This window comes from Duganella paludis (assembly GCF_054461335.1).
The window spans coordinates 961,073-974,660 of the sequence record NZ_CM136922.1 but is presented as its reverse complement, the minus strand read 5'-3'; the positions used below and the strand labels follow the sequence as shown (position 1 = coordinate 974,660).

12 protein-coding genes are annotated in these 13,588 nt (G+C 64.7%); 9 read left to right on the top strand and 3 right to left on the bottom strand.

What is annotated here, in order from left to right; genetic code table 11:
• Window positions 1-69: 69 nt before the first annotated feature.
• A complete protein-coding gene (locus tag ACXZ1M_RS04410) occupies window positions 70-774 on the top strand; it encodes a glutathione S-transferase N-terminal domain-containing protein (protein ID WP_459051984.1) in 705 nt (234 codons plus the stop codon).
• Here ACXZ1M_RS04410 and ACXZ1M_RS04405 read toward each other — a convergent pair whose 3' ends face one another.
• Window positions 775-1,581 (bottom strand): hypothetical protein, encoded by an 807-nt coding sequence (locus tag ACXZ1M_RS04405; protein ID WP_459051983.1) that lies wholly within the window; start codon window positions 1,579-1,581, stop codon window positions 775-777. It lies immediately after the preceding gene.
• Between the two features lie 102 nt (window positions 1,582-1,683).
• Between ACXZ1M_RS04405 and ACXZ1M_RS04400 the strand changes: the two genes are divergently transcribed.
• From ACXZ1M_RS04400 to ACXZ1M_RS04385, 4 genes are all read left to right on the top strand, one after another.
• The gene (locus ACXZ1M_RS04400; RefSeq protein WP_459051982.1) at window positions 1,684-2,523 is read left to right on the top strand and encodes a M15 family metallopeptidase; all 840 of its coding nucleotides are present in this window, start codon (window positions 1,684-1,686) and stop codon (window positions 2,521-2,523) included.
• A 102-nt stretch (window positions 2,524-2,625) separates the two neighbouring features.
• On the top strand, window positions 2,626-6,393 hold the full coding sequence (tssM, locus tag ACXZ1M_RS04395; protein WP_459053974.1) for a type VI secretion system membrane subunit TssM: 3,768 nt from the start codon (window positions 2,626-2,628) through the stop codon (window positions 6,391-6,393).
• Window positions 6,390-7,358 carry a type VI secretion system-associated protein TagF gene (gene tagF / locus ACXZ1M_RS04390; RefSeq protein ID WP_459051981.1) on the top strand — a complete coding sequence of 323 codons (969 nt, stop codon included), beginning with the start codon at window positions 6,390-6,392 and terminating at the stop codon, window positions 7,356-7,358. The genes tssM and tagF overlap by 4 nt, the downstream gene beginning before the upstream one ends.
• A gap of 12 nt (window positions 7,359-7,370) precedes the next feature.
• Window positions 7,371-8,126: an OmpA family protein gene (locus tag ACXZ1M_RS04385; protein ID WP_459051980.1), complete on the top strand. Its 756-nt coding sequence runs from the start codon at window positions 7,371-7,373 to the stop codon at window positions 8,124-8,126.
• 10 nt (window positions 8,127-8,136) lie between these two features.
• Here the strand turns inward: ACXZ1M_RS04385 and icmH are convergent, their stop codons facing one another.
• Window positions 8,137-8,919, bottom strand: coding sequence for a type IVB secretion system protein IcmH/DotU (gene icmH / locus ACXZ1M_RS04380; protein ID WP_459051979.1), 783 nt, complete (start codon window positions 8,917-8,919; stop codon window positions 8,137-8,139).
• A complete protein-coding gene (tssK, locus tag ACXZ1M_RS04375) occupies window positions 8,916-10,259 on the bottom strand; it encodes a type VI secretion system baseplate subunit TssK (protein WP_459051978.1) in 1,344 nt (447 codons plus the stop codon). The genes icmH and tssK overlap by 4 nt, the downstream gene beginning before the upstream one ends.
• Window positions 10,260-10,444: 185 nt before the next feature.
• Between tssK and ACXZ1M_RS04370 the strand changes: the two genes are divergently transcribed.
• The 4 genes from ACXZ1M_RS04370 to ACXZ1M_RS04355 are packed head-to-tail and all read left to right on the top strand — an operon-like array spanning window position 10,445 to window position 13,574.
• Window positions 10,445-11,056, top strand: coding sequence for a tetratricopeptide repeat protein (locus tag ACXZ1M_RS04370; RefSeq protein WP_459051977.1), 612 nt, complete (start codon window positions 10,445-10,447; stop codon window positions 11,054-11,056).
• Between the two features lie 9 nt (window positions 11,057-11,065).
• The gene (tssB, locus tag ACXZ1M_RS04365) at window positions 11,066-11,566 is read left to right on the top strand and encodes a type VI secretion system contractile sheath small subunit (protein WP_459051976.1); all 501 of its coding nucleotides are present in this window, start codon (window positions 11,066-11,068) and stop codon (window positions 11,564-11,566) included.
• 1 nt (window position 11,567) lies between these two features.
• The gene (tssC, locus tag ACXZ1M_RS04360) at window positions 11,568-13,055 is read left to right on the top strand and encodes a type VI secretion system contractile sheath large subunit (RefSeq protein WP_459051975.1); all 1,488 of its coding nucleotides are present in this window, start codon (window positions 11,568-11,570) and stop codon (window positions 13,053-13,055) included.
• Window positions 13,056-13,082: 27 nt separating this feature from the next.
• Window positions 13,083-13,574: an Hcp family type VI secretion system effector gene (locus ACXZ1M_RS04355; protein ID WP_459051974.1), complete on the top strand. Its 492-nt coding sequence runs from the start codon at window positions 13,083-13,085 to the stop codon at window positions 13,572-13,574.
• Window positions 13,575-13,588: the final 14 nt, after the last annotated feature.

Below are 13,588 nucleotides of genomic sequence, written 5' to 3'. Positions count from 1 at the left end.
CGGTCGCCAGCAGGTTTTCCGCGCTTCATAGATAATCGACGGACATTTTCTTTTCGAAAGCGTTAAACCATGTCAGACCTGTCCGCATTTCCTATCTCCGGCAAATGGCCGGCCCAGCATCCCGAACGCCTGCAGCTGTACTCGCTGCCGACGCCGAATGGCGTGAAGGTCTCGATCGCGCTCGAAGAAACCGGCCTGGCCTACGAGCCGCACCTGGTCAGCTTCGAGACCAACGATCAGCTGTCGCCAGCATTCCTGTCGCTGAATCCGAACAACAAGATTCCGGCCATCATCGATCCGAACGGCCCGGACGGCCAGCCGCTGCCGCTGTTCGAGTCCGGCGCGATCCTGCTGTACATCGCCGAAAAGACCGGCCAGCTGTTGCCGAAGGATGCCGCCGGCCGCTACGAAACCATCCAGTGGGTGATGTTCCAGATGGGCGGCGTAGGACCGATGTTCGGCCAGGTGGGCTTCTTCCACAAGTTCGCCGGCAAGGACTACGAGGACAAGCGCCCGCGCGACCGCTACATCAACGAGTCGAAGCGCCTGCTGGCCGTGCTGGAGCAGCGCCTGGAAGGCCGCCAGTGGCTCATGGGCGATGACTACACCATCGCCGACATCGCCATCTTCCCGTGGGTGCGCAACCTGGTTGGTTTCTACGGAGCCGGCGAACTGGTCGAGTTCGACAAGTTCACCAACGTGCAGCGCGTACTGAACGCGTTCGTGGCGCGTCCCGCCGTGGTGAAAGGGCTGAACATTCCCGCGCGCGGTTGATCAGTGGCTGGGCGCGCGGCAGGCGGCGTCGCTTTCCCAGCGACCGGAGCAGATGCGCGAACGGCATAGCATGCCTTCGATCAGCCCCAACTGCTTGCAACGTGTGAGCAGTTGCGCGGTGCTGTCGCCTTCCTGACGTTCGACCACGTCGCGCGGCCGTTCCGGCGTGACCGCTGCCGGCTTGTTGGCGTGCGCCACCAGGGCGGTCAGCAGGGTGACGTCGGTGTCGCCGGTTTGTGCTGTGGCGCCTGCGACCGGGCCGCTGGTCACCGCCGGCGGCGTTGCGCGCGTTGGCGGCGAAGGCGACTTGTGCTGCGCCGCCACGGTGCGTGACGCCTGCGGCGCGGAGGTCAATGACGCAGGCAAGGCCGCTGCGACGCTCGCGCTTGAGCGCCGTTGGGCGTTGTGTGCGGGCGTTCCTGCGCTGGCTTCCGCCTCCGCGACGGCGTCGCCGTCCGCCATCGCCGCCGGCGGCATATTAATGATGGCGGCGGCCTGCTCGCCCTGCGAAGCGTGCTCCGCAGGCGGTGGCGACGATCTGCGCGCCAGCGTCGATGCGGCGCCGCTGCTGTAGCCCTGGCGGAAGCTCTGCGGCGTAATCGTCTTGGCGTGCATCATCCACGCCACGCTGCACATCAACAGCAGCAGCGCAAACAATCCGATAGTCCATCCATCGATCGTCCAGCCGCCCGCGCGCGCCGGATGGGCCGGTGCGCGCGGGCCGTGTTCCAGTTGCGCCAGGATGCGCCGGCTCTGGCCACGCGAGGACGCTGCCAGCAGGTCGGGTTTGGATTTTGACGTGTTCAAGATTTTCCCCTTGCGTTTGATCTGGCCGAGGTCGCAGCGCTGCGAACGGCCTACGATGCAGTGTCCGGCCTGTGGCACCGGCCCGTTTTGATGGAGCGCACCATGTTTCTCTTTTCTGTGCTGCTGTTCTTTGTGATGACGTGTTTTTGCGCCTGGCTGTTGCTGTTTCCCGCCGGGCGCGATGTGGTGGTGCAGTCAATGCATGCGGTGGGCCGCCGCATCGGCCAGCAGTTGCGCGGCGGCGTGCGGCAGGGGGCGCTGCAGGTGGGCGGCTTGGGGCGGGAAGCCGGCGGTTCGCTGCGCAGCGCGCTGCGCTTCCTGAAGCGGCGCTATCTGCTGCTGTTGGCGGCATCGGTGCTGCTGGCCGTGCCGCCCTTGCTGGCGCTGATGCTCAGCGGCCGCAGCATGTTGTCCGGCTTCGACAGCGACACGCACGCCATCAACGACCAGATCGCCGGCCTGCTGCAAGGCGAGCAGCTGACCGTGCCGTCGCCCCTGCCGCCGCCGGTGTTCACCACCGCCGAGGTGACGCTGGTGCGGCCCATGCTCGACAGCGCCAACCGCAACTGGCAGCTGCTCGATCCCGCCTTTGCACAGCGGCTGCTGCTGGTGTTCAGGATCATGAAGGAGCGGCATGGCTACGACATGGCGATCCTGGAGGGCTACCGCAGCCCGGAGCGGCAGAACACGCTGGCCGCCGGCGGCCCCAATGTGACCAACGCCAGGGCGTTCCAGAGCTACCACCAGTTCGGGCTGGCGGCGGACTGCGCCTTCCTGCGCGACGGCAAGCTGGTGATTTCGGAGCGCGATCCCTGGGCCATGCGCGGCTATCAGTTCTACGGCGCGGCGGCCGAAGCGGCGGGGCTGACCTGGGGCGGCCACTGGACCATGATGGATTTCGGCCACGCCGAACTGCGCGTGCCGGGCACGGTGAAGAAGTGAGGCCTATTGCGTTCGCGCAATAAATGCCGGCTTTGTTGGTGGCAACATTGATCGGTCCGCCTGCGGTTTGGGCGTCGTCACCTTCGCCGGACACGATCTATGATGCGTCGAATCTGGGATTTTCTGACCGACAGCCGCCACCTCACCATCATCGGCCTGACGGCGATGGCGGCGCTCTTTTATCTGGGCGCGCAAGTGCTGGAGCTGGCGCTGATCTGGGCGCTGGGCGCCATCGCGCTGATGCTGGCGCTGGCCGGCGCCGTGTGGTGCTGGCGACGCTGGCGCGCCAGGCGCGAGTCGGCCAGGCTTGAAGAGGTCATCAACCCGGCCGACACCGATCCCTGCGCGGCGGAGGTCAAGGCCATCCGCGACAGCATGCTCAAGGCGATCGACACCATCAAAGGTTCCAAGCTCGGCATCGTTGCCGGCTCGCGCGCCTTGTACGAGCTGCCGTGGTACATGATCATCGGGAATCCCGCCGCAGGCAAAAGCACGGCCATCACCAACTCAGGTTTGCAGTTCCCCTTCGCCGACGGCAAAGTGCTACAGGGCGTGGGCGGCACGCGCAACTGCGACTGGTTCTTCACCACCGAAGGCATCCTGCTCGACACTGCAGGACGCTACTCGGTGCTGGAGGAGCACCGCGCCGAGTGGTTCGGCTTTCTGGATTTGCTGAAGAAGTATCGCCGCCGCGCGCCAATCAATGGCATCGTGATCGCGGTCAGCATCGCGGAGCTGCGTGGCGACGATCCGGAGGCCGGCATGCAGCTGGCGCGCAGCCTGCGCAAGCGCGTGCAGGACCTGACCGAGCGGCTGGAAGTGTTCGCGCCGGTGTACGTGGTGTTCACCAAGGCCGACCTGATTGCCGGTTTCGGCGAATTCTTCGCGCAGGCCGAACGCGCGGAGCGCGAGCGCGTATGGGGCGCGACCATGCCCTATCAGCGCAAGACCAGCAGCCAGCAGGTGATGGCCTTCTTCGATCACGCCTTCGATGAGCTGTGCGACGGCCTGAAGGCCATGAGCCTGGCCACCATGGGGCAGCAGCGGCGCGAGCGCATGGAGCCGGGCGTGTTCACCTTTCCGCTGGAGTTCGCGACCATCCGCGCGCCGTTGAGCGCCTTCCTCGTGACGCTGTTCGAAGAGAATCCGTTCCAGTTCAAGCCCGTGTTCCGAGGCTTTTACTTCACCAGCGCCTTGCAGGAGGGCGTGCCGCTCAGCGAGCAGTCGCACCGCGTGGCCAAGCGCTTCGACTTGACCGTGAAGGATGAACCGGCGGCCGCAGGCGCCGGGCATTCGGGCTTCTTTTTATTGAACCTGCTGCGCAAGGTGATCTTTGCGGACAAGGATCTGGTGTCGCAGTACGCCAGCAGGGCCAAGGTGCGCTTGCGCTATGGGGCTTTCTTCGCGGCGGTGCTGCTGCTGGGCGCATCGCTGGGCGGCTGGAGCTGGGCTTACTTGGGCAATCGCCAGCTGGTGAGCAATGTGCAGGCGGACCTCGACAAGGTCATCAAGCTGCAGGCCAAGCGCCTGGACCTGCAATCGCGGCTGGAGGCACTGGAGATCATCCAGGACCGCATGGTGCAGCTGGAGACCTACCGCGAGTCGCGTCCATGGTCGCTGCGCATGGGGCTTTATCAGGGCGAACTGTTAGAGCGCAAGCTGCGCGAGGAATATTTTGCGGGCGTGAAGAACGTGATGCTGATGCCGGTGGTCGCCAACCTCGAGACGCTGCTGTCCGAGATGAATGCGCATCCGGATCTGCTGCAGCCGGCTGGCGCGGCGCCTGCGCCCGCAGCTGCGCCTTCCTCGACGGCTGGCCGGCAATTCCAGGAAGCCTCCGCCGCCAGCGTGGACGACGCCTACAACGCGCTGAAGAGCTACCTGATGCTGGCCGATAAATCCCACGCCGAGGCCAGTCACCTGAACGACCAGCTGCCGCGCCACTGGCGCGCGTGGCTGGAGAACAATCGCGGCGCCATGCAGCGCGAACAAATGATCCACAGCGCCGAACGGCTGATGACCTTCTACCTGGCGCAGATCCCCGATCCGGCCTGGCCGCGCATCGACCTGAAGCTGGCGCTGGTGGACCAGGCGCGCGAGAACCTGCGCCGCGTGGTGCGCGGCATGCCGGCGCGCGAACGCGTGTACGCCGACATCCGCGCCCGCGCCAACACGCGCTTCCCGACCCAGACGGTGGCGCGCATGGTGGGCGAGCAGGACCAGGCGCTGATCACCGGCAGCTACGCCGTGCCGGGCGCCTACACGCGCGAAGCGTGGGAGAAATTTGTGCAGGAAGCCTTCCGCGATGCCGCCAACCGCGAACTGCAAAGCACGGACTGGGTGCTGAAGACTGCCGCCCGCGACGACCTGACCTTGGAGGGCAGTCCCGAACAAATCCAGAAAGGGCTGAGTGATTTGTACAAGGCCGACTACGCGCGCGAGTGGCAAAAGTTCGTACAAGGCGTGAGCATCGCCAATCTGAACGGCTTCGATGCCGCCGTCACGGCCATGAACCGGCTTGGCGATCCGCAGGCCTCGCCGCTGTCCAAGCTGCTGAGCGCCATCCATCAGCAAACCTCGTGGGACAATCCTTCCGTGATGAGCGCGGAGGTGAAGGAGGCGCGCACGGGCTTCATCAACTGGATCAAATACAGCCTGTTGCGGCGCTCGCCGGCGCAGGTCAACATCAACCTGCCGGCGGAACGGCCGGCCGCCGCGCTGGGGCCTGTGGGCCGCGAGTTCGACGGCATCGCCCGGCTCGTGGCGGCCAGGGACAAGGATGCCTCGCTGATGCGCGCGTACATGGAAGCGCTGTCCAAACTGCGCAGCCGCTTGAACCAGCTGAAGAACCAAGGCGATCCCGGTCCCGGCGCGCGCCAGTTCATGCAGCAGACCTTCGAGGGCAGCGGCTCCGAACTGGCCGACGCGCTGCGCTACGTGGACGAGCAGATGCTGATCGGGATGAGCGATGCGCAGAAACAGGCGATACGTCCCATCCTGGTACGGCCGCTGATGCAGACCTTCGCGGTACTGGTCGGACCGGCCGAAGCGGAGATCAACAAGACCTGGCTGGCGCAGGTGTACGAGCCGTTCCAGAAATCGCTGGCCGACAAATATCCGTTCTCACCGAACGCCAGGGTCGAAGCGGCCGATGCGGAAATCGCGCAGTTCTTCGGCCCGGAAGGATTGATCGCGAAGTTCGCCACTACCGCCATGGGGCCCTTGGTGCTGAGGCGCGGCGACGTGCTGGCGCCGCGCACCTGGGCCGACATGGGCATTGTGCTGGCGCCGCAAACGGTGGCGCGCTTTCCCGGCTGGATCGCACCGATCAGCGCGGGCGGCGTGGCGCCAGCGGCTGCGCCGCAAACGGTGTTCCAGATCCAGCCCTTGCCGGCGCCGGGTGCGTTGGAATACACCGTGGAGATCGACGGCCAGCAGCTGCGCTACCGGAATACGCCGGCGCAGTGGGCCAATATGGTTCATCCGAGCCCGCAGGGCGCGCCGGGAGCACGCATCACGGCGGTGGCGGTGGATGGCCGCAGCGTCGATGTGTTCAACGAAGCGGGCGACCAGGGCCTCAAGCGCATGATCGACGCGGCGGCCAAGCAGAAGCGCGATGGCGGTGTGTTCGAACTGCGCTGGTCCAACGGCGGCATCACGGTGGCGATGGGCCTGAAGATCGTCAGCAACGCCGAGAACAACGGCCGTGCGGCAGCCCCCGCGCAGGATCAAGGCTTCCGCGGCCTGCGGTTGCCGGAGACAGTGGTCGGAGCGCCGCTGTCGGCCTCCACTCCGCCTTCGCCATCCGCGCCCTTGCTGCCCGCAATCGGCGGCCCGCCGGCGACCGCCTTGGCCGGAGCCGTGCAATGAAGCGCGGCCCGCAATCGGCGCGCATCGGCTACTTCGGCAAGTTGCCAGCGCGCGGTGACTTCATCAAGGCTGCCGACAACCTCGCGCTGGCCAGCCTGCTGGACGGCTGGCTGGCCGAAGTCATGAACGTGCTCAGTGCCGATCCGCGCTGGAAGCTGTCCTACGACGCTATGCGCCCGCTGCATTTCGCCTTTGTCGGCACGCGCAGCCGGCGCGCCATCGCCGGCCACCTTGCGGCAAGCAGCGACAGCTCACGGCGCCGGTATCCATTCCTCAGCATGACCGCCATCGAAGTTGACGCGCCGGCCACCTTCGCGCCGCGCAGTCCGCTGATCCTGTCGCCGTTGTGGCACGAACTGGATCTGCTGGCGTCCGAGGTGCTGGAATCGACCGATCCCGAACTGCCGCTGCAAGCGCTATCGAACACCCGCGTTGAAATCGATCCCTCCGATGCGCAGCATGAACGGGCGTTTCTCGACTTCCTCGACCGGCACACGGTCGCTGCACTGGAGGCCATGCTGGGTTGTTCCTCCGTTCGCCGCATCCTGCTGGCGATCGGCCTGCTGCTGCAGCCGGTGCGCCGCAGCGGCGCCCAGCGCCTGGATAAAAGCCTGGTGCTGCCGTTGCCGCTGTCGTCGCGGCAGCGCAATCTGGTGGCGACGTTCTGGCTCGATCTGATCGCGCCCTTCCTGCAGCAGGCCGACTTTGAACTGGGCCTGTTCTTTGCCGACCTGCGCGAACAGCCTTCGCTGGTGATCGGCTTCGGCGGCGCCGCGCCGGAAACGCTGGCCGCCATCATCGATCCGCACCGCGCCGCCGAGCAGCAAATCAATTTCGACTACGCCGGCTGGGTCGATGAACTGATCGCCGGCGACGCCAGGGTGCAGAAGCTGTCGGCCTACCTGGAGCAGGGACAGTTGTCGCTGCGTTCCGCGCAAGCCTTGTTTCACGAAACCTTTGTTTGAAGGAGTTCCGCCATGCTCAAGAAACTGATGGTGAGCGCGTTGCTGTCGGCCGCCGCATGTGCGGTGGCGCAAACGCCCGGCCAGATCGTGGTCACCGGCGCGGTGCCGGATGAAGCCAGCAAGGCGGCGATGCTGGCGCAGCTGCGTGCGCTGTACGGCGCCGAGCGCGTGGTCGACCAGCTGAGCATCGCGCAGGTGTCGCTGCCGCCCAACTGGAATGGCTATGTGCAGAAGCTGATCGGTCCCAATCTGAAGCTGATCAGCAAAGGCGAGTTGAAGATCGACGGCACCAACGTCACCTTGCGCGGCGAGGTGGCCAATGAGGCGCAGCGGCAGCAGATCGCCAGCGACGTCGCCACCAGCCTCAATCCCAGTTACACCGTCAACAACGGCCTGCGCGTCAGCGCCGCCGAGCAGAACCTGCTGGACGCCACGCTGGATAAGCGCATCATCGAGTTCGAAAGCGGCAAGGCGACGCTGACCGCCTCCGGGCAAGCCATTCTCGACGAAATGGCGGCCGCCCTGCACAAGGTCAAGGGCAAGAAGGTGGAGGTCATCGGCCACACCGACAACACCGGCCTGCGCGACAGCAATCTGGCCCTGAGCCAGGCCCGCGCAGAAGCGGTGCGCACTTACCTGGGCGGGAAGGGGGTGAATCCCGAGATGGTGATGGTGTCCGGCCAGGGACCGGATCGTCCCGTGGCCGAGAACACCAGCGCGGAAGGCCGTGCGCGCAACCGCCGCATCGAGTTCCGCGTGGCGCAGTAGCGGGCGGTTGCTATGGCAGCGTAATCGTCACGTAGGCCGGGCGCGGCGCCAGCTTCACCAGCCCGGAATACGCCGCCAGCGTGTCCTGCGTCGAGTGGGACAGCGACGACTCTAGCCCGAGGTAAGCGCCGGTCGCAATCACCCCGAACACGGCGGACACCGCCCACAACGGCGTGTTGGTGCGCAGCTTGTGCACGATCTGGTCCGGGCGTTCGGCTTGCGGCGCGAAGCCCTTGCTCTTGCCCTGCATGTGCGCGATCTCGTCGCCCAGGCGCGCCGTCAGGTAGGCCAGCTTGTCGCTGGCGTCCAGCGCGTACTTGCCGCGAAAGCCGATCAGCAAACACATATGAAAAACCTGCAGCGCCGGCAGCCGCGCGCCGCCGGTGCTGCGCAGCGCCTCCAGCCGGTCGAAGAAGTGCTCGCCCGCCAGCTGGTCGCCGAAGATTACCAGTTGCAGCGGCCGGCGCTCCCACGCGAAACGCATCGGAAACGGCGACGCCAGGATGATTTCGTCGAGCACGGCGCAGAAGGCGTATTTGGCGGCGTCGATATCTTCGCCTTGTGCGCGCAGCTTGCGCGCTTCGCGGTCGAATTCGGCGAGGTAGGCGGTGATGGAATCGAGGAAGGCCGCTTCGCCCGGCGGCGCGCTGCCGTTCTTCAGCATGAACAACAGGTAGAAGCCTTCCTGCATCAGGTCGAGCAGCGTTTGCACGTGCCCATAGCCAGACTGGATCTGTTTGCGCTGACCGCCCATCAGCGTTGGAATGGCGCGGCGTTCGACTTGGGGCGTCATGCTGTCACCGCGATCAGGTTGAGGCGCAGGTCGCGTATCCCGGCCGGCACGTAGATGGAAATCGACTGCGCTTTCAGCATTTGTTCGTACAACATGCCTTTGCCCTCCAATGCGAAGTAGTAGGTGTCCGGCTGGACCGGGATCGCCGCCGGCACCTGCGGCGCGTGCGTCAGCTTCACGCCCGGCATGGCCGACAGCACGCATTTCTCGACGTCGTCCGGCGCGCCGACCTTGACGCGCAGCGGCACCACGTCCACCAGCTCCAGCGCCGGCAGCGCGGCGCTGACGGCCAGGTACAGCGTGGTGCGCTGGTCGATCTTGCCGGAATCGAGCTTGCCCAGGTGGTAGCTCGGCTTCTCCTCGGTCAGCGCAATGGCGAAGTATTTGGTGGAGATGACCGTATCCAGCAGGTCGCGGACGATGTTGTCGAGCGCGGCGAAGCAGGGTGCGGGATCATCGTGCTGGTAGCCCGGTAGATCGATCAACGCGTACTGCTTGGAGTAGGTCATCAGCGCGCCGGCCAAGGCCAGCAACGTTTCGAACAGGCGCTCCGGATGCAGCTGCGGATTGCGCACGTAGTGCATCAGCGCGGCGGCCGAGGTGCTGACCGTGTGCAGCAGCCAGAAGGACGAGACGTCGCCGGAGCGGAATTCGATCACGTTGCGGCTAGGCTCACGCATATGGCCTTGCAGCGATTGGACTTTGGCTTGCAGCGCATCCAGCAAGCGGTCCAATAGAGCCTTGAGCGCGGGCGTGCCGGCGATCGACAGGCCGGGTGGAATGAAGGCGGGATCAGGTTCGAAGCCGCCCGTGACCACGCGCCGCAGCCGCATCACCGGCACGCATTCGAAAGCACCCAGCGGCTCCATGTCCGACATGAGCCGCACCGCGCTCCTGAGGAAGCCTACCTCCGCGCCGACGGCCTGCGTGTACAGGTCCGCCATTTCGCGGTTGGCGTGGCTGTAGCGCGGGCCGGCGTGCTGCTGCTCCGCGACGGCATTGCCGCCGTTTGGCGCCAGCGAGGGCAGGGCAGCGTACCACGTCACTTCCGTCACGCTGACGGGAATGCGCGCCAGGTCCACCGCCGGTGGCAACGGTGCACTGGCCGGTGCGTCGACGATCTCGCCATCGCGGAAGATGAGGGACAGCGATTCCAATCGCAGCTTGCCGGCCTTGAGCGCGTCGAGATCCCACGTGATTTCGCGCACGCCCCACAGGTAGGGATGTAGCGCCCGCGCGGTGTGATGCAGGCGCGCTTCGTGATACCGGTCCTGCTGCTGGAAATGCTGCGGGCGCAGGAACAAGCCTTCGCCCCACAACACCTTCGACGGAATGCTCATACGGTCTCCTTCTGTTGAATATTTTTTCAAGCGATTCATTCATTAGAGCGAAAGCCGCGTTGGCGCTTTTTGCGACGGCGCAAGCAAAGAGAAAAGAGGTGAGCTCTTGCGCGAACGCAACTTGCGGGAAAAGCGTTCATGAATAATGGCCTTCTTCCTATTCGGTTACGCAAAAGGAGAAACCAATGAGCACTTCCAGAACATGGCTGCCATGTATCGCCGTCGCCGGCTTGCTGTTGTTGTCGGCCTGCGCGACGGATGGCGTCACCGTCCGTAGCGAAAAGCCGCAGGCTGCGACACTCGACCGCGCCATCGCCGACGCCAACGCCGCACTGGCCGCAGGCCAGACCGACAAGGCGCAGACCATCCTGAAATCCGCCGCCACCAGCTATCCCGCCGATAAAACGCCATGGCTGCAAATGGCACAAATGAAGTTCGACCGCGCCAGCTACGGCGAGGCGATCATGAATGCGCTGGAGGCGCTGCAGCGCGATCCCAACGACAAACTGGCTAACAGCATCGTCGCCGTCAGCGGCCTGCGTTTGTCCACCAAGGCGCTGGCGGATCTGAGCCAGCAAAATAATCTGAATGGCTCGCTGCGTTCCGAAGCGCAGGACCTGGCCAAGCTGCTGCGCACCAGCCTTGGCGAGGACGTGCTGGTGCCGGCCGCGAACACCCGCAAAGCCGCGCCGATTCCAGCGCCGACTCAAGGCAAGAAGGGCACCACCGCCGCCGTTCCGGCATCCAAGGCAAACCCCCAGACCAACAACAGCGATCCGTTCGGCGGATTGAAATAAGGAGATCACATGGCAAACGGCGACAGTATTCAAAAGCGCTTGACCAAGGTGCGTCCGCCACGCGTGCAGATGACATACGACGTGGAGATCGGCGACGCGATGGAGAACAAGGAGCTGCCCTTCGTGGTCGGCGTGGTCGGCGATTTCGGCGGTAACTCGGACGTGGAGAAGAAGCGTTTTAAGGACCGCAAGTTCGTCAACATCGACGGCGACAACTTCGACGAAGTGCTGAGCGGCGTGGAGCCGGTGGCGCGCTTCCAGGTGCCGAACCAGCTGACGGGCGAAGACAGCAGCTTCAATGTGGAGCTGCGCTTCAAGGCCATGGATGATTTTCGTCCGGAGTCGGTGGTGCGCCAGGTGGAGCCGCTATCGCGCCTGCTGGAAGCGCGCAGCAAGCTGGCCGACCTGCGCAACAAACTGGCCGGCAACGACAAGCTGGAAGACATCTTGAACGAAGTCCTGAGCAGCACCGACAAGCTGGCCAGCCTGAAAACCGCCAAGGGGAGCTGACATGTCCGCACAACTGAACCAGGCGCAGGCCGCCGCCCCAGAACTCGACGGCGCAAGCCTGCTCGATCAAATCGTCGAGGAAAGCAAGGTCGCCAAGTCCAGCGTGGAGCACGCGCGCGCCAAGGACATCATCACGGAGCTGGTGAACCAGGTATTGGAAGGCACGGTGGTAATGTCCAACAACCTGTCCGCCACGCTCGATGCGCGCGTGGCGGAGCTGGACCGGTTGATCTCCACCCAGCTGAGCGCCATCATGCACGCACCAGCTTTCCAGAAGCTGGAACAAAGCTGGACCGGCCTGCACTACCTGGTGAAAAACTCCGCCACCGGCCAGGGACTGAAGATCCGCATGCTCAACGCCACCAAGCGCGAACTGGTGAAGGACTTCCAGTCCGCGCTGGAATTCGACCAGAGCGCGATGTTCAAGAAAATCTACGAAGAGGAATTCGGCACCTTCGGCGGGGCACCGTATGCAGCGCTGCTGGGCGACTTTGAAATTTCGCGCCAGCCGGAGGACATGTACTTCATCGAGCAGATGTCGCACGTGGCGGCGGCTTCGCACGCGCCGTTCATCGCCTCCGCCTCGCCAGAGTTGTTCGGCCTGGAGACCTACGGCGACCTGGCCAAGCCACGCGACCTGTCCAAGGTGTTCGATACCGTGGAATACGCCAAGTGGAAGGCCTTCCGCGAATCCGAAGACTCGCGCTACGTCGGCCTGACGCTGCCGCGCTTTCTGGGCCGCCTGCCGTTCAATCCCGTGGACGGCACCACGGTTGAAGGCTTCAACTTCGTCGAGGAAGTCGATGGCACCGACCACCAGAAATACCTGTGGTGTAACGCCGCCTACTCCTTCGGCGCCAAGCTGACCAAGGCCTTCGGTGATTACGGCTGGTGCGCGGCGATACGCGGCGTGGAAGGCGGCGGCCTGGTGGACGACCTGCCCACCCACACTTTCAAGACCGACGAAGGCGAGGTGGCGCTCAAGTGCCCGACCGAAGTGGCCATCACCGACCGCCGCGAGAAGGAGCTGAGCGACCTCGGTTTCATCTCCCTGGTCCATTGCAAGAACACCGCCTACGCCGCCTTCTTCGGCGCGCAGTCGGCGCAAAAGGCGCGCAAGTACAGTTCGGAAGCGGCCAACGCCAACGCCGTGCTGTCCTCGCAGCTGCAATACATCTTCGCCGTCTCGCGCATCGCCCACTACATGAAGGCCATGATGCGTGACAAGGTCGGCAGCTTTGCCTCCGCCTCCAACGTCGAAGATTTTCTCAATCGCTGGCTGATGAAATACGTCCTGTTGGACGACAACGCCAGCCAGGAGCAAAAGGCGCAGTTCCCGCTGCGCGAAGCTTCGGTGCAGGTGCATGAAGTGGCGGGGCGGCCGGGCGTGTACCGCGCCGTCTCCTTCCTGCGTCCGCACTTCCAGCTCGACGAGTTATCCGTTTCACTCCGTCTGGTCGCGGAGCTGCCGCAGTCGACCAACTACTGACCCCACAACAACCTAGAGGAGCACGCAATGGCAATCGACGTATATCTGTATATTGATGGCATCAAGGGCGAATCGAATGACGACCGTCACAAGGACTGGATCGAATGCAAATCCGTCAGCTTCGGCGTGGAGCAACCCAAGTCCGCCACCGCTTCCACCGGCGGCGGCCACACGGCGGAACGCTGCGAGCATCGCGACATCGTGATCTCCAAGCTGGCCGACCTGTCCTCGCCGGTGCTGCTGCAAACCTGCTCGGCCGGCCGCACCATCCCCAAGGCCAAGTTCGAGTTCATGCGCGCGGACGCCCAGGGCGAGCGTGTGAAGTACTTCGAGATCGAAATCGACAATGTGCTGATCGGCGCCGTCTCGCCGGCGGTGGAAGAAGGCGACATCCTGAGCGAGGACGTCGCGTTCAAATTCTCGAAGATCAAGTGGAAGTACACGCAGCAGAAAATCAGCGGCGGCGCCGGTGGTAACACTTCCGGCGGCTGGGACCTGGCCGCCAATCGCATCGTTTAACACCTCTGCGCTCC